20 protein-coding genes are annotated in these 22,756 nt (G+C 52.8%); 12 read left to right on the plus strand and 8 right to left on the minus strand.

Annotated elements, in window-relative coordinates:
• Positions 1-49 precede the first annotated feature (49 nt).
• The gene (locus V8I28_RS04635) at positions 50-2,830 is read right to left on the minus strand and encodes an MMPL family transporter (protein ID WP_341778946.1); all 2,781 of its coding nucleotides are present in this window, start codon (positions 2,828-2,830) and stop codon (positions 50-52) included.
• 202 nt (positions 2,831-3,032) lie between these two features.
• Between V8I28_RS04635 and V8I28_RS04640 the strand changes: the two genes are divergently transcribed.
• Together V8I28_RS04640 and V8I28_RS04645 are read left to right on the plus strand one after the other, a co-directional pair.
• The gene (locus V8I28_RS04640; protein ID WP_341778947.1) at positions 3,033-3,275 is read left to right on the plus strand and encodes a hypothetical protein; all 243 of its coding nucleotides are present in this window, start codon (positions 3,033-3,035) and stop codon (positions 3,273-3,275) included.
• A gap of 93 nt (positions 3,276-3,368) precedes the next feature.
• A complete protein-coding gene (locus V8I28_RS04645) occupies positions 3,369-4,346 on the plus strand; it encodes a linear amide C-N hydrolase (protein ID WP_341778948.1) in 978 nt (325 codons plus the stop codon).
• Positions 4,347-4,650: 304 nt separating this feature from the next.
• On the opposite strand, the gene V8I28_RS04650 is transcribed toward V8I28_RS04645, so the two are convergent.
• Entirely contained in the window at positions 4,651-5,637 is a 987-nt protein-coding gene (locus V8I28_RS04650; RefSeq protein ID WP_341778949.1) for a YdcF family protein, read from the minus strand.
• A gap of 116 nt (positions 5,638-5,753) precedes the next feature.
• Here V8I28_RS04650 and V8I28_RS04655 point away from each other — a divergent pair, with 116 nt between their 5' ends.
• Positions 5,754-6,377 (plus strand): glycoside hydrolase family 73 protein, encoded by a 624-nt coding sequence (locus V8I28_RS04655; protein ID WP_341778950.1) that lies wholly within the window; start codon positions 5,754-5,756, stop codon positions 6,375-6,377.
• Between the two features lie 446 nt (positions 6,378-6,823).
• On the opposite strand, the gene V8I28_RS04660 is transcribed toward V8I28_RS04655, so the two are convergent.
• The gene (locus V8I28_RS04660) at positions 6,824-8,131 is read right to left on the minus strand and encodes a serine hydrolase (RefSeq protein ID WP_341779017.1); all 1,308 of its coding nucleotides are present in this window, start codon (positions 8,129-8,131) and stop codon (positions 6,824-6,826) included.
• Between the two features lie 256 nt (positions 8,132-8,387).
• Here V8I28_RS04660 and V8I28_RS04665 point away from each other — a divergent pair, with 256 nt between their 5' ends.
• The 3 genes from V8I28_RS04665 to V8I28_RS04675 all read left to right on the plus strand — a co-directional run bounded on the left by V8I28_RS04665 (position 8,388) and on the right by V8I28_RS04675 (position 11,392).
• The gene (locus tag V8I28_RS04665; RefSeq protein WP_341778951.1) at positions 8,388-9,179 is read left to right on the plus strand and encodes a TerC family protein; all 792 of its coding nucleotides are present in this window, start codon (positions 8,388-8,390) and stop codon (positions 9,177-9,179) included.
• 763 nt (positions 9,180-9,942) lie between these two features.
• Entirely contained in the window at positions 9,943-10,809 is an 867-nt protein-coding gene (locus V8I28_RS04670) for an NAD(P)-dependent oxidoreductase (protein ID WP_341778952.1), read from the plus strand.
• Between the two features lie 163 nt (positions 10,810-10,972).
• Entirely contained in the window at positions 10,973-11,392 is a 420-nt protein-coding gene (locus V8I28_RS04675) for a hypothetical protein (protein WP_341778953.1), read from the plus strand.
• 68 nt (positions 11,393-11,460) lie between these two features.
• Here the strand turns inward: V8I28_RS04675 and V8I28_RS04680 are convergent, their stop codons facing one another.
• The 5 genes from V8I28_RS04680 to trpX are packed head-to-tail and all read right to left on the minus strand — an operon-like array spanning position 11,461 to position 14,889.
• Positions 11,461-11,778, minus strand: a complete 318-nt coding sequence (locus V8I28_RS04680) for a hypothetical protein (RefSeq protein ID WP_341778954.1) — start codon at positions 11,776-11,778, stop codon at positions 11,461-11,463.
• A gap of 11 nt (positions 11,779-11,789) precedes the next feature.
• Positions 11,790-12,221 carry a GNAT family N-acetyltransferase gene (locus tag V8I28_RS04685; RefSeq protein WP_341778955.1) on the minus strand — a complete coding sequence of 144 codons (432 nt, stop codon included), beginning with the start codon at positions 12,219-12,221 and terminating at the stop codon, positions 11,790-11,792.
• A 10-nt stretch (positions 12,222-12,231) separates the two neighbouring features.
• Positions 12,232-13,002, minus strand: a complete 771-nt coding sequence (locus tag V8I28_RS04690) for an ABC transporter ATP-binding protein (protein ID WP_341778956.1) — start codon at positions 13,000-13,002, stop codon at positions 12,232-12,234.
• Positions 12,995-13,894 (minus strand): ABC transporter permease, encoded by a 900-nt coding sequence (locus V8I28_RS04695; protein ID WP_341778957.1) that lies wholly within the window; start codon positions 13,892-13,894, stop codon positions 12,995-12,997. Before V8I28_RS04695 ends, V8I28_RS04690 begins: the two co-directional genes overlap by 8 nt.
• Positions 13,894-14,889 (minus strand): tryptophan ABC transporter substrate-binding protein, encoded by a 996-nt coding sequence (gene trpX / locus V8I28_RS04700; protein WP_341778958.1) that lies wholly within the window; start codon positions 14,887-14,889, stop codon positions 13,894-13,896. The genes V8I28_RS04695 and trpX overlap by 1 nt, the downstream gene beginning before the upstream one ends.
• A gap of 829 nt (positions 14,890-15,718) precedes the next feature.
• Here trpX and V8I28_RS04705 point away from each other — a divergent pair.
• The 6 genes from V8I28_RS04705 to V8I28_RS04730 all read left to right on the plus strand — a co-directional run bounded on the left by V8I28_RS04705 (position 15,719) and on the right by V8I28_RS04730 (position 22,752).
• Positions 15,719-16,621, plus strand: coding sequence for a DegV family protein (locus V8I28_RS04705; protein WP_341778959.1), 903 nt, complete (start codon positions 15,719-15,721; stop codon positions 16,619-16,621).
• Between the two features lie 679 nt (positions 16,622-17,300).
• Entirely contained in the window at positions 17,301-18,272 is a 972-nt protein-coding gene (locus V8I28_RS04710; RefSeq protein WP_341778960.1) for an ABC transporter substrate-binding protein, read from the plus strand.
• A gap of 24 nt (positions 18,273-18,296) precedes the next feature.
• Complete coding sequence (locus V8I28_RS04715) at positions 18,297-19,265, plus strand: ABC transporter permease (protein WP_341778961.1); 969 nt, start codon at positions 18,297-18,299, stop codon at positions 19,263-19,265.
• Positions 19,195-19,965, plus strand: coding sequence for an ABC transporter ATP-binding protein (locus V8I28_RS04720; protein ID WP_341778962.1), 771 nt, complete (start codon positions 19,195-19,197; stop codon positions 19,963-19,965). The genes V8I28_RS04715 and V8I28_RS04720 overlap by 71 nt, the downstream gene beginning before the upstream one ends.
• Before the next feature lie 594 nt (positions 19,966-20,559).
• Positions 20,560-21,897, plus strand: a complete 1,338-nt coding sequence (locus tag V8I28_RS04725; RefSeq protein WP_341778963.1) for an APC family permease — start codon at positions 20,560-20,562, stop codon at positions 21,895-21,897.
• Between the two features lie 72 nt (positions 21,898-21,969).
• Positions 21,970-22,752, plus strand: a complete 783-nt coding sequence (locus V8I28_RS04730; RefSeq protein WP_341778964.1) for a cyclase family protein — start codon at positions 21,970-21,972, stop codon at positions 22,750-22,752.
• The last annotated feature ends 4 nt before the right edge of the window (positions 22,753-22,756 follow it).

Below are 22,756 nucleotides of genomic sequence, written 5' to 3' on the forward strand. Positions count from 1 at the left end.
TCTAAAAAAGCAGCTCCCACATCTGGTGGGAGCTGCTTTTGCTTAACATTTACTTGGAATCATCACTTGATTGCTTACTGCGCTTAGATGCGCGCGTCTTTGGCTTGCGGGCTGTCCGCTTGCGTTTCCGGAATTGCATCGGCTTTTGTGCCGGGATAATCACGGAAAGCTTACCGAAGGACGCGGCCATCAGCGGCAAGGCTAAGTTGAAGATAATCGCGGTGAAGATGGTGATCAGCGTTACAGCGGTCAACGTCTGGGACTCTGCGGCTAAGAGGCCGAGTACCCCGGCGATGATGATGAACAGTGAATGCCGCATGGTCTGACCCACTTCATGGATGCCTGGCAGTAACCACTCGAGCAGTGGGCCATCGTTCAAGCGGTAGCTCAGTGCCAGTTGGGTTAATTCAACCACGGCGAGCACGGTCAGCGGAATGAAGGCTAACAGTGGCACTTGCCAGTTGAATTCGTTGTTCCCGGTCAACCAGCCCATGATGAGCAGGGTCAATTGGTAACCAGCCGCAGCGGAAGCCAGGAACGTTAAGAACCAGTAGCCGGCTTGCAGCAGGGAACGACTGAACAGGACCAAGAGGAGTAACGTAATCCCGAAGACCAGGATTAAGACCCGTGGCAAGTCGTGTTGATACTGCGTTTGAATGGTGCTGGCGACGACAGGTTGGCCGCTAAAGGTCAAGGTCGCGTTGCTCAGAATGGTTCCGCGCAATTGACTCTTGGCCACTTGCTTCAGTTGGGTCAACGTCTGCGTGGTGGTTTTGGCGTTCGGCGCCTGCTTCAACGTAATGGTTAAGTAAGTCGTCTGAACTTTTGCGTCCGTGTAGTTAGTCAGCGCTTGTTGGAAATCACCGCTGGCAATCTGGGTGGGCGACAGGTACAGTGACTTGGCCGCCTCGGAGGACTGCAAACCACTGAGGTACAGGTAAATCTTGTTCAGCGACGTCTGCATGCTGGCCACTTGCTTCTTCGATGAGTTTAAGCTATCGCTGATGGCCTTGATGGCTTCGGCGTAAGCACTCAGGTAGGTATGCGCGGACGTGGCGTCGGTGTTGACGGTGCTGATGGAATTGGATAACGTGGTCAGGTCATTGACGGCGGTATTCAATTCGGTGTTGACGGCGTTCAATTGGTTAATGTATTGCGTAATGCGTTTGGACGTGCTGGAGGTTCCAGCGGCGGTCGAACGACTCAGTGCGGACTGGAGCGACGTTTGTAAGGTGCTACTATCGCTCATCAAAGCGCTGGTCTGCTTCGTCAGCTTGTTCAGCCGCTTGACTTGGGACTTCAGAGTACTGCGCTTCAGGTTGGTCCGGTCGGCCTGCAAATCATTCCGGACGGTGCCTAATTGGCCCACGATTCCGGTGATATTTTGGTCGAGCGAACTCAGTTGACTCGAGACGTAGTATTGCGTGATGGGTTGCCCACCAGGCTGGGTAACGGAAGTGACGGCTGAAACGCCCGGTTGGGCCCGGAGCTTCTTGGTCAGGTTATCCAGTTGATAGAGTTGATTTTGATTGTCGAGGCGTTGGTTGGTCGAGATGTACAGCGTGACTGGCGTTGCTTTCCCTTGACCAAAGTGCGCACTTAATACCCGAGCACCCTGCACGGCTTGATTATTCGGAATATCTTGAGCGTTGTCATAATTGAGGTGGGTTCGATCGGCAAAGACGACGGGGACGATTAAGTACAGAACCACCGCTACGGCGATCCAAGGTTGCCACAGACCGAACTTGGTCAGGTGGAACCATAACTTATGATCCTTGAGCCGTGGCCGCGTCTTCTTCGGCCAGAAGAGGCTATTCCCCAGCATCCCCGTAAAGACGGGCACTAAGGTTACGCTGGCAATCCCGGTGATGGCAAAGCCAATGCCGAGTAAGCCGAACGCCCGAATCGTGGAGAAGTCGAAGAGCATGAGACTGCCAAAGGCAATCGTCAGGCTGAGCGTGCTAATCAGAATCCGGTAACCCAGATCGTTGACCACTTTGGACGTGGCGGCCTGACTGTCGGCCCCATCGTCAGTGAGGTTCCGCAGTTCGCGGAAGAACCAGAAGCTGGTTAACAGCGTAAAGAGGCTGATGCCGAGCAACAGGAAGATCGGCGTGTACTCGGAGTACGCGAAGTTCCAGTGGTAGGCCAAGTTCGTTGCCAGGGAGAGCGTCGTCACGTAACTAATTAAAATAGCTAAAAATGTAATAATTGGGGCAATAATCGACGCAAATAAAATTCCCATGGCAATTAACGCAATCAGCATGGTCATCAGAATGACGATCAGGGTGAAGGACGAAATGTGAGCGTTAGCCGCATCGCTGATAATCTCGGGGCTCGTGACATAGGTGTTTAAGCCCGCGGTCGAGATTTGCGATTTCAGCTGGGACGTCATTTGCCGGACGGTCCCTTGGTTGTGGCTAACCTCTAACTGGACAATTTCCGTGGATTTATCCTTGGAAAGCAGTTGGGTCTTGCTCGTTGGCGTGTTGGTCATGGTCGTGATCTTTTGGACGCCGTAGTAACTCGAGCGCTTCTGCAATTCGGAGACCGTCTTGTTGACGGAGGCGAGTTGCTTGTTGGTTAAGGCGCCGTCGGGGTTGTTAAAGACCGCGTTGACGGTGTAGGTGCCGTTAAGGTTGCGTCCCCAGTTGTTCTTAATCTGGGTCGCCTTAACGGGTTGACTCGTATTCGCCAATTGTGGTTGACCATCATATTGGATGATAGTCTTAACGTTTGGCAAGGTGACGATGGCCGCGAAGACCACGACTAACCAGAATACGAGTGCAAAAATTCGGTTATGGTGAAGCTTTCTTATCCGTTCTCGCATATGTAATCTGAGTCCTCTCTATCTAATCATTTTCCCGCCGTGCAAGCAGGGTGCAGTTCACTCTCAATTTTACCATATTGGGGGAAGATCTGGCCGATTTCAGCGTTATTTAAGAAAGTTTAAGAAACCCTTTCGTTGACACGTCAGATAATTCGGGTAAAGTAGAAGACCTTGTACGAATTAAAAGAAAGAACGTGAGAAAATGACGAAGCACCATCAACCTTATCACAGCCCCTTTGCGGCGATGCTGACCCCTGAACGCTTTGCGCTGGCGACCCAGCTCGCGGCGCAATACCACCTTGATGAGAGTCAAGTGATGTTTGCTTACCTACAGATTACGGCAGCGGTGGCGGAACCCGGCCAGACGGTGACGGCGCGCCAAAAAGAGATCGATCGGCGGTTCCAAGCCTTTCTGGAGGATGCGGGGACGCCCAAACCACTTTAATTGCGGTTTAGGTCGTTTTCACGTAAACTTAATTAACTAGATTAATCTTGTGTGGACTAATGGGCTAGGCGGTCATGAAGGAGGGTGTTTGTCGTGTGTACCAGTATTTTACAAATTGCCAAGGATGGCAGTCATATCCTGGCGCGGACGATGGATTGGCATGCGCTCTACGTGCAGCCGCTGTTCGTACCGCGGGGTTACCGGTGGCAAAGTGTCTTTGACAATCATTGGCATACCAATCGTTACGCGATGATTGGTGGTGGGGGCGCCCACCATCATGAAATTGATGTCTCCGATGGCGTCAATGAAATGGGACTGAGCGTCCAGAAGTTGACGTTTGCCAACGGGTCACGGCTGGTCGAACGCCCCACGCCAGGGCAGGTGCACCTGGCGCCGTATGAATTTTCCTTTTATTTGCTGGCCAACTTCGCCTCCGTGGCCGATATCGAGGATCATCTGGCGGAGATTGAGTTGATGAGTGGGGCCTACGCGGTCAACGATATTGGCGATTCCGAGCTGCATTTCGCCGTGGTTGACCGGACGGGGCGCACCGTGGTCATTGAGCCCACGCACTTTCCCATGCGCATCCGCGAGAATCCCCTGGGCGTGGTGACCAATAGCAAGGACTTCGAACTTCAATTGGCGCGGTTGGGGCAGTACGTCAACTACACCGACGACTTCGAACAGGGGACGGTTCCCCTGAATACGCCGCGGGTCACGACCGGCCGCTTCTCGGGCAAGCCGGTGCCAAGTGGATCGTTTACGCCGGGCGGCCGCTTCGTGCGGGCCGCGTACTACAAGGAACGCGCCGATTTGCCGGCCGATGAGGCGGAAGGCATCATCAGCGCCTGGCACCTTCTGGACAGCGTGGCGGTGCCTAAGAGCCACCGCTACCGCCCCACGTATTCCGTTTATCGGGCCGCGACGTGTAGCGAATCGCTGACGTACTATTTCCAGCCGTATGATCGCCTAGACGTGGTACAGCTCAAGTTGACGCCGGAGATGTTGACGTGGACGAAGCCGAAGTTCTACAACGTATCCAACCAACTGGCGGTAACAGCCTTGAACTAAGCGGTTGATGACAAATGAAAGTTAATACTAAAAATAAGGGGTTCGGGCGAAGCGTCCGAGCCCATTTTCTTTTATAAAGAGAATGTTTAGACTAGTGGCCTGCGTCTGCCAGGGGGCTCGGCTCGCTTGGAAGCGGCGCCAAGTACGCGTGTCTCCCAAGTGGTCCCACTCCTGGCGAACTCCGGCATGATAGCGACGATTATGCAACGGTTTAAACCGAACAGGAACCGTGGCAAAGACGATACGCATTGTAGCCGGGGCGAACGGCAAGGCGGCCAGTTCAATCAGTGTTGCCAAATGCTCGTCAAAAGGCCATCCATAAGAAGTTCGTTGCCAGCATGGCAATGAGTATGCCGCGATGGAGCCTGGGCTGTAACATGATAATCGCCAGGAACTCCCGGGCCCAGCCAATCGGTAGGTAGCCGGGCCGTGTGGGTGCCGGATAACCGCCGGCGTGAATGCCGAGACGATGGGCCAACAGGCGCGTGCGGAAAAGGTGGTAGCCGTTGGTGATGAGCACCACACGGCCGCCTTGATTGGGGAGCCGCCACCAGAGTTTCTGACTGTTGATGAGGTTGGTCTGGGTATTGGTTGCGGTGGTTTCCTGAAGAATTAGGTCGGCGGGATAGCCGTGTTGTTGTAAGTATGCGGCCATGGCGGCGGCCTCACTCGTGGTTTCGTCTGCGCCTTGGCCACCGGTGACGATTAGCGTGACGGGGTGGTCTTGTCGGCGAGCAAAGGCCAGTGCCGTATCCAGCCGCGCACCGAGTACCCGGCCAATCTGATCACCATTTAACAGGCCGGCGCCTAGGATGACCAGCGTATCGGCGTGGCGGGCGCGAAAACAGATGACGCGCAGGTAGCCGACGAGTCCCGCACCAAAGAGCACGCCCAGATACAGGCTAAACGCCGGGATGAAGCTCAGCCACGGCCAGAGAGTATCGTTGAAGTTGCCGTGACCCACGGCGTAAATCCAGGCGCAACCCAGAAAGACCCACACCCAGATGCCGCCAATCAGCCCCAGCGTTAGGCGTTCGCGTTTTCGAACGACAAGGCGGGGCGTTCCGATGATGAGAAATAAGGTGAAAAGCCCCCAACAGCCGATGAAAACGGTGATGAGGGTACCGGCACCGGCGAGGATGGGCGCCCACGGGCGTTGCGAAAAGGTGGCCAGTAGGGTGATGAGTCCGCCACTGAGGATGGTGATGACCGCGCTAAATAGGCCGTGGGGCTCCCAGACGGTTAGTAAGAGGGTGAGACAAATTAAGATAACACTTGCACTCAGTAGCATGTCGAGCTCCTTTCATTTTAAAGTTTAAGTTTTGTTGAGGCTTTGGATAATTAATTCTATCTAAAGAAAAACTGGTTATAATTGAGAACATTATAACCGAGATTGGAGGAATCCGGGTGCCTAAGCGTCGAAGAACAAAAAGAAAGGCAAATCATAACCCCGCAACCGCCACCTGGATCTTTGTCATGGTCCTGCTGGTGCTGGGTGGCGGGCTATTAGTCCGCGGAAAAATCAAGACCGTTACTCAGTCGGAACGCGTTACCCAGACGGCGAACAGTTCCTCGGATAACGAAACGGCCGCTCAGAAAAAGTTTATCACGAAAATGGCCAAGCCGGCAGTCCGGGTCTATCGACAAAACGGCCAGGTCCTACCTAGTATCGTGATTGCGCAGGCCATTCTGGAGTCTAGTTGGGGAACGTCACAGCTCTTCTTGCAGGCCAACAATCCGTTTGGTGTGAAGGGAAGCTATGAGGGGCGGACCAAGTCGTTTTTAACCAATGAATATGTGAATAACAAGAAAATTTCCGTGCACGCTAATTTCCGGGATTACCCGAATCTAACCGCGGCGATTCTGGACCACGATGCGTTGCTCAAGCGGGATTACTTTAAGCAGACGGTGACCGATTACCAGACGGCGGCCAAGCTCCTTCAGGAAAATGGCTACGCGACCGATCCCAGCTATGCCAAGAAGCTCACCAACCTCATCGCCACCTACAACCTGAACCAGTACGACACTTAGACGTCAGTAGTGGTTTTCATGCCGCCTTACCGTTCGCCAAATCTGGGCTGGAACGCTGGGGGAGGACCGAACTGAGCCTGAGAGGCGGTCTCAGTTATCGCTTGGAACCACCACAATTCGGTGTTTTCAAGACGCCCGCCTAAGACTGGAAACTCACCAGTCTTAAGCGTCCCGGCTGAGCCCAGATTTGGCTCACTCACGGCTGGGCGAACGATAATTGTGAAAGTGATTCAAGTGGTGTTGTCTCAAGTGGGCTGTTTGGACCTTGCTAGGTATGGTTTCGATCGTATTGGTTATACTGGCAGGTAGCGCATCTGGCGGCTCATGTTACCAATTTAATTGTGCGATGTAAACCCAAACGGGGCAGTACCGGCGATGAACCGGTGCTGCCCCGTTTGGTGTGATTGGGAATGCCCCCAACTTCGTGAATCAGAGACAACTAACGTTTAGTTTTCGTCATAGTAGCGGGCCAAGTCGTAGAGCGTTTTGGCTAGGCTATCCATCGCCTGAGTTGGCGCCTGGTTAGCGAAGAGGATAACTCCCGATTTGTTGCCCTCGGACCCGTACAAGACGGTTTCATAGCCCGCGCCGCTGAGTGTACCGCGGACGCGTTTGATACTCCCGCTGTAGTGGTACAAGCCACCACCATAAGTTAACTTGTAATCGTTGGCCAAGTCGTAGTACTGGTTGGTCGTCAGAATCTTCCCGTTTCGCAGTCCCTTTTGAATCTTATAGTAGTCCGCCGGGGTTGAGTAATAGTTGCCGGCTCCCAGAAGTGATGAAACCAACTTCTGGGAAGCGTTGTCAACGTTGTTACTCTTCCCGTTGGCGTAGCTGTAGCCCATCGCCACGGTGCCGGTCCGTGGTAGACCGTCCCAAGCGAAGGTGTGCTTCAGGTTCAATGGCGCGATAATCCGCTTTTGCACCAACTGATCGTAGGTCTGGCCTGTGACTTTAGATGCCACACCGGCCAGCAGGGTGAAGTTGGCGTTGGTGTAATTGAAACTGCCCGCGCTGCCAACCTTAAGCTGGTTTAGCGTGTAGTTGATCTCGGCGGATTGCGTGGTCAGAAGAGACGCTGGCGTTGACTCCGCCATGTCGATTCCCGACCGTTGGTTCAACAGTTGTCGCAAGGTGATTTTACTGCTGTTCTTAACGCTCGGGTAGTAGCGACTGAGTTTATTATTTAGCGACAGCTTTCCCTGATCGGCCAATTGCTCAATAATGGCCCCCGTCATCACTTTTTGCAGAGAGGCGATCGGATAAATGGTGTCGCCCGAATTCAGCGTCTTCGTGGCGGCATCGGCATAGCCCACGCTAACGTGGCTCGCGCCGGTCGCGTAGTGATTAAAGAGCATGGCCGTTCCTTGAAAGTGGGCATTGTTCAGCAGGACCTTGGCGTTTTGACTCCGGCTGAATTTCTCCAGCGCCCGAACGTCGACCCAACCGATGGTGTCCCCATACCAGGAGAACTTCGCAAATTGCACCCCGTTAGACAGCGTATCGATCTGCGTGACCTTGACGAAGCGGTGTTGCCAGTTCTTACCGCTGGCATCCCGCGTCTTGGCCGACCGTTGCGTGTAGTAGGGGCCGTAGTAATAAATGCCGTCGTTACGGCTACTCTGGTTCACAAACCGTGCGTTGTAGCTGGTTTTCTTGGTGCTCGTGATCCCCAAATAGCTGCTCGCGTCAGCGGAGATCGTTGAGAGGCCACCGGCGAGCGCACAAGCAAGTGATACCCCCAAGATTGTCACAAATTTCTTCAAAATCATCATCCATTCCCTTAAAGTTGTTCCAGTTTCTCAAAGGCCAGTCCTATGGTAACGCGGGTTGGTTACATTTTCAACCTTTTATTTCATGAACGAGTTAGGTGAACTTACTAACTGCTTAATTGGTTGTGGGGCACACTGGATAAAACAGTCGCAAGTTCACAGGGAGTGTGGTAAACTGATCCAGATAAAAATATATTTATGATGGCAAGCGTCATCAAATGAGGAGCTGAAGACACCGTTGTTACACTTTCTGGGCCAACTCTATGGGCCTTTCTTTGATCTTCACAATTGGGAAACCGTGATTACCTCGGGTAATGACTGGCTGATCATCTTTTCGCTGGTTTTAATCGAGTGCCTGTTATCCGTGGATAACGCCGTGGTGCTCGCCGCCCAAACGCAGTCGTTGCCAACCCGTAAGCAGCAGGAAGAATCCTTGTTTTACGGTATTTGGGGAGCCTACCTGTTCCGGTTCATCATCATTGGGCTGGGGACTTATCTCATTAATTTCTGGGAAATCAAGGTCATTGGGGCCCTCTATCTGGTCTTTCTGGTCTTCCAATATTTCACCAAAACCCGGGTTAAGCATACTCGGAAACTGGTCAAGGATAGAAAGAAACGGTTACTCCCGTTGTTCTGGTCGGTGGTGCTCCAGATTGAAATGATGGACATCATCTTCTCCGTGGACTCCGTGTTAGCTTCGCTGGCTATCTCCAGTAATCCGGTCATCGTGCTGATCGGGGGACTAATCGGGATTCTGGCCATGCGGGGCGTTGCCGAAGTGATTATGAAACTCATGCGGCGCATTCCGGAGCTGGAACCGATGGCATATATCCTCATCGCTTTGATTGCGGTGAAGCTGTTTGTCTCGATTCCCGCTATTGATATTGAGATCCCGGCCACGGCCTTTGGAATCGTGGTCCTGGGGGCGATTGTGATCACACTGATTATTCACGTGATTCGCAAGCACCGGCATGCGACCAAACAGGAAAAGTCAAAAACGAAAGAAACGTCAAATTCAACTGAATCGTAAAGTTAGGGGGCAGCCTGTGGGGCGGCTCCTTTTTTGTTTAAAGAGTGTGGCGTAAGGCGGTTAGAAGCCGAGCATTAACGTCATTAAGGTGAAAATCCCGGGCTTGGATTTTTGACTTAATGGGGTTAAGCGCAGGCTTCTGCCTTGCGACGCACGTTTCCGCTAGGTTGCGTCGAAGAGAAATTATTGTTTCATTGCTGTCCCTAACGCCGGGCTTGGCTTTTGGACTTATTGGGGTTAAGCGCAGGGGCCTGCCTGATGGAACACGTTTCGGCTAGGCTGCATTAGAGAAACCTGATTGTTTCATTGCTGTCCCTAACGCCGGGCTTGGCTTTTGGACTTATTGGGGTTAAGCGCAGGAGCCTGCCTGATGGAACACGTTTCGGCTAGGTTGCATTAGAGAAACCTGATTGTTTCGTCGCTGTCCCTACCCCCGGGCTTGGCTTTTTGGCTTAATGGGGGGCTTAGTCCTGACTATGAGGCCCCTCTACTTACTACTAATGTAATTTGCCAGCTTTTCGTTGCACGATTTTAGTGAATTTAGAAAAAATTCGACTTAACCCCGTATTCGTTTATAGGGGAAGCGAGTGGCTCGGGCGGTCATCCCCGCGCGTCAAGGGGCGACGACGTCAACTGATTGGTGCCGATCCGACCGGTGGCTTGGCCCGTTTGTCGGTGAACATTCGGCCGGCGGAGACTTTCCACCCCGGCCAGCGGGCAACGTGGTACCATTAAAGACAAATGGTGAAGGAGGCAGCGATTTATGCAAATTGGATTTATCGGAACCGGTGTGATGGGCACCGGCATCGTGTCAAACCTACTGAAGGCGGGCAATGCGGTCGTGGTCTACAATCGAACGAAAGCCCACGCCCAACGCGTTCTGGACGCCGGGGCCGCCTGGGCCGATTCGCCGCAGGCCGTGGCGCAACAGGCTAAGCTCGTGATGACCATGGTCGGCTATCCCAGTGACGTGGAGGCCGTTTATACCGGTGAACACGGCGTCTTTGCCGGGATTCAGGCGGACAGCATCATCGTGGATATGACCACGAGTACGCCGGCACTGGCCGTTAAATTGACCGGGCTGGCGCACGACCACCACATTCAGGCGCTGGACGCACCGGTCTCCGGCGGCGATGTGGGTGCCAAGAATGCCACGTTAACCGTCATGGTGGGTGGTGACCGGGCCGCCTATGATCGGGTCTTGCCGATCTTTGAGCAGATTGGTCAACGCGTGAATTACTTTGGGACGGCCGGTAAGGGACAACACACCAAGATGGCCAATCAAATCATGATTGCCGGGACCATGACCGGCTTGACGGAAATGCTGGTTTACGCCAAGGCGGCGGGACTCGATCTGCCTCAGGTCTTGGCCACGCTGAGTAGCGGGGGTGCCGATAACTGGAGCATGGATAATTACGTGCCGCGCATCCTGAAGGGCGACTACACGCCGGGCTTCTTCGCTAAACACTTCCTCAAGGATCTGCGAATTGCCTTGCAGGAAGCCGACCGGATGAAGTTGGATCTGCCGGCAACCAAGCAGGCCAAGTTGCTCTACGAAGCCATGGTGGATGACTTCGGCCTGGGCGATGATGGGACGCAGGGTTTGATTAAGACCTACGAACAGAAGTAAGGTTAAGCAATGCCGTTCACGCTATCAGGAGGTGAACGGCATTTTTAAAAGGGAAAATCCCATAGAACAAAAGGTTTAACCCACTTGTTAATGAGGGGGATAAACGGTATCCTTAACAAGGCGTTTACCATGACGCTGGTTTAAGGAAGCGTGGGTGAGTCGCATGATTAAGACGTTTTTAAAGGGGCTGTTTCCGTTTGCCTTCATCTTTTTTATCAATAATTTGAATACCCAGACCGGCGCGTGGACGCTGGAATTCTCGTGGTGGAATCTTTGGCTGGTGGTGAGCTATCTGGTCTTCTTCCCGTTGCTTTACGGGCAGTCCTGGCAGCACGTGGATCGCTCGGTTGATAAGGGTAAGCAGATCAGTCGCTCCCGGCCAAATGCCGAACAGGAGTCATTGCGACTGGGGTCCAACTATGGGAATACGGGACACTTTGGCTTTGCCCGGATCGGGGACGCCGATGGTAAGGAGAATGCGGTCAAGCGCTGGGGCATTAATCTGGTGATTCGACTATTCTTAGTTTTAGCGGGTCCTTTGGTCTGGGGCTACCTGTGGCTCAAGCAGCAACGAAAAAAATAAGCGACGTAAAAGACGCCGTTCACCGCTACTTATGAGTAGACTGTGAACGGCGCCTTTTGGATTTAGCGTTAGTGATTTAAGACGTCTGGAAAGCGGCCTTCCGCTAAGGCCGCGTGTTTAAACTGGTCAACGAATTCGGCGGCAAACTTAAAGCCGGGTTTAATCTGGGCGACCTGCTCGGCACATTGTTGCTTGGATAGAGGTTGACGTTTAACCTGCTTTTCAGCCACAAAGTCCATGATGACCTGACTTTCTTGAGCTGAGAAGTCAAAGTTCAACAGGACCAGCCTGATGCAGTCGAGATGGGCCGAGTCGGCGAGGCGATTTAGCACGTCCAGCATCAAAGCGGACCGGTCAAAGGCATTAGTGGTTATGAGGTAACGCATCCTTTCTAGGGTTAAAAGTTCTTATGTAGCACCACGACCGGCGCACCGTCTTCATCGAAGGGTCCGGCCGTGACCACGTAGCCACAATGTTCGTAAAAGCCCTGCGCGCTGACCTCACCGTGAATGACCCCGGTGCGGTAGCCGTGATGACGCGCCCACTCCTCGGCGGCCGTCAGCAGGCGACTGCCCAGACCCTGACCACGCAAATCCTGTCGGGTGCAGACCCGCCCGAAGCGCATCTCCGTGGGGGATTGGGGTTCCAGCCGTAACGTGGCCACGGGATGGGTGGCATCCTGATAGAGTGTGACGTAGACCCGGTCGGGGGTGTCACGGTCGTCGAACTCGACGTCGCGGGGAATCCCCCGTTCGGTGACGAAAATGGCTTGGCGCAGGGACAACGCAGCGGCGCGGTTAAAAGGGGCATTAGAAATCACGAGTTCCATGGACGACCTCCTACTCAATCTCGGCGAAGAAGCTGTAGAGCTTCTCGGTCGTCAGGGCTTGTTTGGCATCGCCCGCCACGTCAAAGGTGACCTTGCCGTGGTGGAGGACAATCAGGCGGTTGCCGTAGGTGAGGGCGTCTTCCAGGTGATGGGTAATCATCAGGCAGGTCAGCCGTTGTTCCTGGACGCGCTCGTTGGTGAGGTGCATGAGATCCTGGCTGGTCTGTGGGTCCAACGCCGCCGTGTGTTCGTCTAGGAGTAAAATTTCCGGTCGCTTGAGCGTGGCCATGAGAAAGCTCAGGGCCTGGCGTTGGCCCCCGGAAAGGTTTCCGGTCGCCGTGGTCAGTCGCTCATCCAGCCCGTTGTGCATGGTGGCGGTGATTTCCTTGTAGCGATCGAGTTGCTTATTGAGGTGCCGGGGGGCCAGCGTCCGGCGTTGCCCGCGGCGTTCGGCCAGCAGGAGATTCTCCGCCACGTTCATCCGCGGCGCCGTCCCCAGCTTGGGGTCCTGAAAGACCCGGGCGAGAAACCGCGTGCGTTTTTCCACGGATTCGTGAGAAATGTCCTTGCCGTTGAGCAGAATCTGCCCGCTATCAATGCTGAGGTCGCCCCCGATGGCGTTGAACAGCGTGGACTTTCCGGCCCCGTTAGACCCCAGCACGGTAATGAAGTCGCCGGCGTTGATGGTCAGGTTTAAGTGGTCGAGAATCATGATTTCTTCGGGCGTGTTGCGATTGACCTTGAGCACGACATTTTTTAATTCGAGTAATGGTTTAGTCATTGGTATCCAGCCCCCGTTTCAAAATATGCTTGAAGTTCAGCGTCTGCTTGAAGACCGGCAGCATCATGCACAGAGCCAGGATGATGGAGGAAATCAGGTTGAGGTCGTTGGCGCTGAAGCCCAGCTTGAGGACGATTAGCAAGACGAAGCGGTAGAGAATACTCCCCAAGGTGACCGCCACGAGGCGTTGGTTCAACGTTAAATCCCCGAAGGCCACCTCACCAATGATGATGGAGGCCAGGGCAATGACGATGATCCCAATTCCCATGTTAACGTCGGCATACCCGTTGTTTTGGGCGACCAACGCCCCACCAAAGGCAATCAAGCCGTTGGAGACCATCAGGCCCATGATTTTCATGTTGTCGGTGTTAATTCCGAGCGACCGCGCCATCGTCTGGTTGTCTCCCGTGGCGATAAAGCCTTGGCCCAACTGGGTTTGTAAGAAGTAAATGACCAACCCGGTGATGACCACCATGACCAGCGTCCCCAGGAAGACACTGTCGAAGTATTGCGGGAGAGATGCGAGGAAATGGTTCTTAAATAACGTGGATTTTCCCAGCAACGAAACGTTGGCTCGGCCCATGATCCGCAGGTTAACGGAGTAGCAGGCGGTCATGACCAGAATGCCGGCCAGCAGGATGGGGATGTGGCCCTTGGTGTAGAGCAACCCGGTCATCAGTCCGGCGATGGCCCCAATGGCAAAGGCCAGTAGCGTGGCCAGCAGGGGGTTCATCCCGTTACTGATGGCGGCAACGGCGGTCGCGGCCCCCAGAGGAAAGGTCCCTTCGACGGTCATGTCGGCAAAATCCAAGATTCTAAAGGTGAGGAACAAGCCCACACCCAGGACGGCCCAGAGTAGACCCTGTCCAATTGCAGATACGAATAAACCCATTAGCGGTATACCTCCCCGTGTTGTTTGGCTTCCTTTACGACCGAAGCGGGTAATGTGATCCCGAGCTTCTTGGCCGTCTTCAAATTAATCGTCATTTCACCCTTGCGGACAAAGTGAATAGGCGTGTCCGCGGGCTTCTTACCTTTGAGAATGGCGGCGGTCATCTTCCCGGTCGTCACCCCTAATTTGTACTGGTTGATGCTCAACGTGGCCAAGCCACCAGCCTTCACCATGGTATCGACGGCGGGGAAGACGGGCACCTTCTTGGCGGTTGCGGTCGCCACCAGCGTTTGCATAGCGCTGGCCACGGTGTTGTCGGTCGGGACGTAGACGGCGTCGACTTGGCTGACCATCTGTTGGCTCACCTGATTCAGGTCGTTGGTGTTGGCGATGGAGTAGGCCTTGAGCCGAACGTGTTCGCGTTTGCACAGGGCCGCAAACTGGTGATACTGAGCGGTGGCCGAGTCATCGGAGGACGTGTAAATAATCCCCAGCGTCTTCATGTTCGGCATAATCTTTTGGATGAGCTTGAGTTGCGAGGCGAGTGGCGCCTGGTCGGAAACCCCGGTGACGTTGTTGCCCGGGTGGGTGTTGCTTTTGACCAGGTGGGCGCCCTTAGGATCGGTGATGGCCCCCAGCACGATGGGCGTGGTGGAGCTGGCATTGGCCAAGGCTTGAGCAGCCGGCGTGGCAATCCCGATCATGGCGTCGGCGTCTTCGTTGACGAAGCGCGCGCTCATGGTTTTCAGATTACTCTGGTCGTTCTCGGCATTTTGGAAATCAATCTTGACGTTCTTGCCGACGTGATAGCCCTCTTCGGCGAGCCCGTGGACGATGCCCTTGTGAATGGCGTCGAGCGCCGGGTGGGAGAGGAGCTGCAGAATGCCTACGGTTGGCACTTTCTTAGTTGTTGCGGCTTCCTGATGACTTTCTTGGACGAAGGCGAAACCGAGAAAGACAATCAGAATAGCGATGAGTCCATACAATCTTTTCATGGTGTAATCAACCTCAATTCTCTAAGTGTTAGGTGGTCTTGTGACGGATTATGTAGATGGTAAGGTGACACGGCGGAAACGTGCGCCATCAGGCAGGCTCCTGCGCTTAACCCCATTAAGTCAAAAATCCAAACCCGGGATTTTTACCTTAATGACGTTAATGCTCGGCTTCTAACCGCCTTACGCCGCACTCTTAAACAAAAAGAGCACCCAGACCGGCTGGGTGCCCAAGAAAAAGGCCCGCAATACCGGAAAAGATATCCGTGCGGGCTATTGCATCAGAAAGTTAGCCGGCGCAGATACGAAGATCGCTCTGGGAGCTCAAGTCGCATCTACCGCGATGACGACTTGATTACCGGCTTTGCCAACGTCCATTAAGTTGAATACGAGACAGTAGCATTAACTTTCCTTCCTTTCCGTTTTTCGAATATTTTTAGTGTACGGCATTGCTGAAAAAGCGTCAACCTTATTTTCAGGTTTTTCCAATTAAACCGGCGGCTTTCTTCGGAAAATGACCGCGGACTGGAGGCTGAAAGTAGAATTAATGTAGCGACTCCCGTAATGGCAGTGCCCTGTCTACTAAAGTTAGTGAAACCAGGAGTCTACGCCTGCCAGGGATTTCCCCCACCGCGATCCAACCCATATTTGGCGAACGGTAAGGCGGCCGATTTCCGCCTTTGCCTGAGGACTAGCGTCGGCATCAACCGGTAATTGCTTGGTGACTCGCAAGAGACTTTGGTATACTGTAGGGTAATACTTAAATGGCGCGCGATGGTTAGGGACTGGTAATCATCGGCGGACGTGAACCTCAAGGGGGCTGCCTGAAAAGATGAAAATTGCAGTTATGACGGATACCTCGGCCGGCATTGATTTTGCCGAGGCCGAGCAGCGACACATTACGTTATTACCGGCGCCGATAATGTTCGGCAACCGCCAATATCATGAATATCAAGACCTATCGACGGCCGACTACTATCGCCTGATGCGGCTGGCCAAGACGAAAAAGGTGGTGCCGACCGCGCCGCAACTTTCGATGAAGACGATTCAGGCGGCTTGCGATGACTTGGTCAAACAGGGGTATACCGACGTCATCGTCATTGGTCCGTCGCTGGGGATTTCCGGCTTCGTCAATACGCTGGCGGCCTTTGCCGAAAGCATCAGCGATATTCACGTTTGGCCGTGGGATTCGCGCGGTATTCTGACGGTGATGGGCGACCAGGTGCGGTTGGCGGCGGCGTTGGTCAGTCAAGGCGCCGAGGTGCAGGCGATCTTTGACCAACTTTCCTTATTACGGCAAACGATTCACAGCATTTTCGTGGTGGATTCCATCAAGCCGCTGCTGCGCACGGGAGAGGTTAACCCCAGTCGTGGTCCCGGAAGTACGCCGCTACACGCGGGGAAGCCGATTCTAGCCTTCGACCCGTCCGGGAAGATGCGCTACGCCGGGAGTACCCTGCGTTGGCGTGGTGCTCGGGGTGATTTCTTGGACGACTTGGCCCAGGACCTCGCCGCCACGGTGCCGGTCAAGGCTACTATTCTCAACGCCGATCAGCCGGAGGCCACCCAACATTGGCTGGCCGCGGCCCAGGAACGTTTTCCCACGGTTAAATTTGACGTGGCGCTGATCGGCCCCAGCTTCGGCGTGCACGTGGGGGATGGCGCCATGGGGATGGCGTGGTCCCAAGATTTTCGGAGCCTCGTTAATGATAATGAGAAAAAGATTAGAAAATAAAGGTTGACACGGCTATTTTTTAATGGTTTACTAGTAATTGTAAATTGATAAATGAAAGGAACTTCACTCATGAAGCAAAATAACCTCACTCATTTGAATAGCCAATTTGCCTTTAGCTTTTTCTTTAGATAGCGTTTGTATTCACCTCGTTGGATACGAACGCGCCGCACAACTGCGTTTGTATCTATCGATGAGCTAAAGTTTTTCAACATGACTTAAGCGCCAGATAGATACGGGTACAAATCTATCTGGAGAAATAATATCGGGCCCGATAACACCAGGTAGATTCTACTCAGAATCTATCTGGTGTTTTTTTGTTTAGAGCGTGAGCCAAGGCCGCGGGTTTCCGAAACATCGAATGCAAGAGCAGATTAGCAGAAGGGCTAACAACCAGCCTCGCATTTACCCAGAACCCGCGACTTAGACCTGATCCGGAGCAGGTCTAGGGTTCAATCGAGTCACACTTCAGCGGACGCGCCGAACGCCAGTGACTTGCCGTGGAACCGCGCTAAACAAACGTCGCGTTGAAACAATCTGTGGGCTGGTTTGCCAGAATACCTGGTGAGCCAAACGGATTCATTTACCAAATAACCAAACGTTTTCAGCAAGTTGTTTCGCTTACCCAATGGCACCATCACATACGGTCGTCGTGACCACACAAACTCTGGAGGAATTCACTATGAAAAAATTATTATTAACCAGTATCGCCTTATTAGGTTTAGGTCTAACGTTAGCCGGCTGTTCCAGCAAATCGTCTGCCAGCAGCAAGAGTACCCTCAACGTCGGAATTTTACAGGTCGTACAACACGGGTCGTTAGACGAGGCCCGGCAAGGTTTCAAGGCCGGCTTGAATCACGAACTCAAGGCGCACAACAAGTCCGTGAAGGTCAAGTATCACTACTTAAATGCCCAGGGCGACCAATCCAACTTAAATACAATGAGTCAACAGCTGGTGCAACAGAAAAATGACCTACTGGTGGGCATTGCCACGCCAGCCGCTCAGGCCTTAGCCAAGAAGACCACGACTACGCCGACGCTGGTGACGGCCGTGACGGACTTGAAGGCCGCCGGATTGGTTAAGTCGAACAGTCATCCCAACACCAACGTCAGTGGGACCAGCGATTTAACGCCGGTGGGCCTGCAACTGAAGCTCCTCGCCAGCATGCGCAAGGGCAACCAGCCACTGGGCATCATGTACAACTCATCGGAAGAAAATTCGGTGCTGCAGGTTAAGCTGGCCAAGGCTTACGCCAAGAAGCACAATCTGAAATTAAAAGTGGTGAGCGCCACCAGCACCAACGATGTCACCAGCGTTCTGGCCGGTCTGGCGGGCAAGATTTCCGGTCTGTACCTACCCACGGATAACCTGATGGCGAGTGCAATGAAGACCATTGGCCAAAAGGCGAAGGCCGACAAGTTACCGGTCGTGACCGGATCTATTGAAATGGCGCAAGACGGGGGGACCGCGACGTACGGCATTAACTACTACGACCTCGGCAAACAGACCGGGAAGATGGCTTACGATGTTTTGGAAAACAACAAGAAACCGCAAAGCCTCGCCGTTCAGACGTCCAAGAAGCTCCACATGTACATCAACAAGGCCAACGCTCAGGCAATTGGCTTGAAGACCAGTCAGATTCAGAAGCCGTAGCCACTAGAAAGAAGGAGAAGAGTTATGTTAATCACGAGTATCGGCCAGGGGCTTCTGTGGGCCCCGCTGGCCATCGGCGTTTTCATTACATTTCGCATCTTAGATATTCCCGACCTGACCACGGAGGGGAGCTTCCCGTTGGGGGCGGCTGTGACGGTCAGCGCCATGGTAAATGGCCAGTCGGCGCTGGTGGCCAGTCTCCTTGGGTTTGTCGCGGGGTGTCTAGCTGGCTGGGTGACCGGGGTGCTGGACACGAAGCTACGAATGCCCTCACTACTGGCGGGGATTCTGACGATGACCGGCCTGTACTCGGTCAACATGCACGTGATGGGCAAGTCTAACGTGCCGCTGTTGAATCAGCGGGTATTGACGGCCTACCTGCCCGCCGGTTGGTCGGTTGACCTGCAGACGATCGTGGTCGGCGCCGTGATTACCGGGGGGGTCATGATCGCCTTGATCTGGCTGTTCAAGACGCGGCTAGGGCTATCGCTGATGGCGACGGGAAATAATTCGGCGATGAGTGCCGCCAACGGGATTTATACCGACCGCATGGTGATTATCGGTTACATGGTCTCCAACGGGTGCATCGCCTTATCCGGGGCACTGATTGCCCAGAGCAACGGCTATGCCGATATCGGCATGGGCATTGGAACCATCGTGATTGGGCTAGCATCCGTCTTAGTCGGTGAAATCTTCTTACGCGGTCGGCAGATGTGGTTGCGGTTAACGGCCATGGTCGTGGGGGCTATTATCTACCGGTTCCTCCTGACGGTGGCCATGGGTCTCGGCTTCCCTGTCGATGACCTCAAAATTTTATCCGCCGGCATCTTAGTCGTCGTGATTTGCCTACCACTGTTACGGCAGAAGTATCAAACGAAGCAGCAGTTGAAACGTTATCTCAAACAGATTGGAGTCGATTCGAATGCCACAACAACCAGCAGTCTTAAGCGTCAAGCATCTCCAGAAGGTCTTCTTTCCCGGGACGGCAAATGAACGGCACGTCTTAAAGGACGTCAACCTCACGATTGAACCGGGGGATTTTGTCGCCGTCATCGGCAATAACGGGGCCGGTAAGTCAACGCTCCTCAATACGATTGCCGGGACGTTGCCGGCGGATGCCGGAGAGCTGACGCTGGCGGGCCACCGGATTACCCGTAAGCCGATTGCCTACCGGTCGCGCTGGCTGTCGCGGGTCTTCCAGGATCCCAAGATGGGGACGGCGGGGGAACTCAGCGTGGCGGAGAACCTGACGCTGGCCGCCCAACATACCGGGAGTATGAGCCTGAAACGCTATCGCCGGCACGGCCAAACGGCGGCCTACCAGGACTTACTGCGACCGTTAAACATGGGGCTGGAGGATCGGCTGACCACCCAGGTCAAGTATCTGTCGGGGGGCCAACGCCAGGCGCTGTCCCTGTTGATGGCGACGTTGAGCCAGCCGGAACTATTACTACTGGATGAACACACGGCGGCACTGGACCCGCGGACGAGTCAAAAGGTGATGGCGCTGACGCAAAAGATTGTGGCGCAACACCATTTAACCACGATGATGATTACTCACAAGATGAGCGACGCCTTGAAGTATGGCAATCGCCTGGTCATGGTTCAGGACGGTCAGATTAAGTTAGACGTCCGCGGCGAGGCCAAGCGTAATCTGCGGCAGGAAGAGTTGCTGACGCTGTTTGCGGAGTAACTCATTGATTGAGGTAGCTTTGAAACGGTCAGTGGCGGTCATCATTCTTGGGAAGAGTCAGCTCGTTATGCAATTAAATCTCAATGATTAGAAAACAATGTGATTCTTGCTCTTGACAATGAGAAACAAACTCATTATTATCTAATGTATTGAATCGCTGCGCAGTGATTTTTTAAAATAAATTGAAAATGTCGCGAGAAGAAGAGTAATCAAGTCGATTTCTTTTAAGAGAGCCCCCAAGGTGTGAACGGGTAAGAAATGATTTGGTGAAGATGAGCTTCGAAATGACCGGAGTTAGTGCAAGCTATCTCCGCGGAAGGATCCGTTACCATCCCTGGTATCTATAGTGTACTGTTGAGGCGTCAAGTAATTGATGCGAACAAAGGGTGGTAAAGCGATAATTCGCCCCTTAATCGTTGTGTTGAACAACGTTTAGGGGGCGAATTTTTTTGTCCTCAGTCAATGTGGCTAACTGCAGTAGTCAGATTTTTCAAAGATAGGTGTCAGTCACCCTAAGAGAATTGATTCAGTTCCATCCGGCTATGTTGAGAGTCGCGTAACCGGCATTAATAATTTGCATAAGAAGATGACGTTATGGAAAGTACCACTTCAGAATTAAAAGTTAGTTTATCGACCAAAGATTTAGTTATTTATGGGGTGACCTTCATGATCCCCGTTGCACCGCTGGCCTTTTATGGCTCGTTTTTAACGCCGGCCAATGGGATGGTCTCCCTAGCTTACCTGGTCGGGATGATTGCGATGCTGTTCACGGGTTTTAGCTATGCCACGATGGCTGGACGGTATCCATTTTCCGGGTCCGTCTATACGTACGTCCAACAGGGAACGACCGCGGGGCTGGGGTTCATTAGTGGTTGGGGTATCGTTCTGGATTACCTGTTGATTCCGACCATTACTTATTTGATTACCCAGTCTTTCGGGCATTCCCTAATCCCCGGGATTCCGGGCTGGGTGTGGATTGTCGCCTTGGTTCTTTTCAATACGACGATTAATATTTTAGGCGTTAATATTGTGACCAAGATTAGCTGGGCGTTGATTGCCCTTCAAGCGTTTGTGCTACTGGCTTTTGTGGTTGGTACCATCACAGCATTGCTTCACGGTGCTATTCATCCCAACGTTGTGGCTTTTTACAATCCGGCACATTTTAACTTTCAAGGCGTCCTTCAAGCTACAGGGATTGTGATTGTTAGTTATCTCGGCTTCGATGCGGTGAGCACGTTATCGGAAGAGGCAGAAAATCCATATCATTCGGTTGGTCGTGCGATTATTTTATCTATCGTTAGCATTGGGTTACTCTTCGTCTTCATTACGGCACTGGCAGGCTTTGTAGCGCCGGACTATCAAAACTTAGATCCCAATACGGCCTTTCTGGGGATTCTCAATCGGGTTGGCGGCCCTTGGTTGGTCAAACTAGCCGATATGACAATTATTCTCTCGTTTGGTTTTGCTAGTGGCCAGGAAGGGCAGACCGCGGTCTCACGGATTCTCTACGCAATGGGGCGTGACGGCGTACTTCCATCTTCCCTAGCTAAGTTACACCGACGCTATCAAACACCAGTGGTGGCCATTATTCTAGTGGGCGTTGTTTCTTTGATTCTTTCACTCGCTTTGTCTCAGGATATGGTATCCAACTTAGTTAGTTTTGGCGCGTTGTTTGGTTTCATGATTCTTAATTTATCCGTTATCTGGAAGTTTTATATTACGGGTCAGCATCAGACGTTGAGCGATCTACTGAAACACTGCATTTCACCATTAATTGGCTTTGGCGTCAGCGCCTGGATCTTCTTGAATTTGTCGATTGATGCCAAATTAGTAGGGGCTTCCTGGTTAGTTGTCGGCTTAATTATCTTAGTGATCAAAACTAAATTTTTCAGAGTCAAGACGCCCCAGTTGGACTTTACCAATAAAAATTAATGCTAAGCAGCAAACACTAGCTTAATTGATGAGTCACACCTATTTTCAGAATAATCATTGGAGGACTGCTTTATGACAACTAAAATTAATGAACTCGCAACAACAGAATCTGTCGTTTCTCCCGTAGCGCAAACGGTGAATCAATTAAAGGCCTATAAATGGGTGGATTTAACCCATACCTTTGGCCCCGATAGTCCACGCTTCCCATCATTCGCAAAGCCAGAATTCAAGACGATTTTCACCCACGCAGATGGTTTCTTCGTTAAGGAATATACCTTCCCCGGTCAATTCGGTACGCATATTGATCCGCCCATCCACTTCGATGCCCATCAAGATAAGTACGTGGAAGACTTAGATCTTAAGCAATTAGTCTTGCCACTGGTTGTGATTGATCGGTCGGCTGCGGTTGCGAAAAGCCCAGATGCTTCATTGAGTGTAGCCGATATTCAAGAATGGGAAAAGCACCACGGTAAAATTCCGGCCAATTCCTTCGTTGCACTCCGTACCGATTGGAGCAAACGTTGGCCAAGTCAGGCTAAGTTTGAAAATCTGGATAAGCATAACCAAGCTCATTATCCGGGTTGGGACTTAGCGGCTTTAAAGTTTATTTACGAAGAGCGGCACGTGACGGCCAATGGACACGAAACGTTCGATACCGATACGGCTGTTAAGCAAGAGAATGGACTAGTGGGCGAGTACTACGTCTTATCTCACGGCCATTATCAAGTAGAATTATTAGATAACCTAGACCTGGTTCCGGCAACAGGGGCGTTTATCTTTATTTCCGTCCCTAAAGCGGAGAAGGCACCGGGCTTTCCAGTTCGAGCGTTTGCTGTTGTTCCGGATGTTAAGTAAAGGG

It is taken from the genome of Levilactobacillus sp. HBUAS70063 (assembly GCF_038374745.1).
Taxonomy (GTDB): domain Bacteria; phylum Bacillota; class Bacilli; order Lactobacillales; family Lactobacillaceae; genus Levilactobacillus.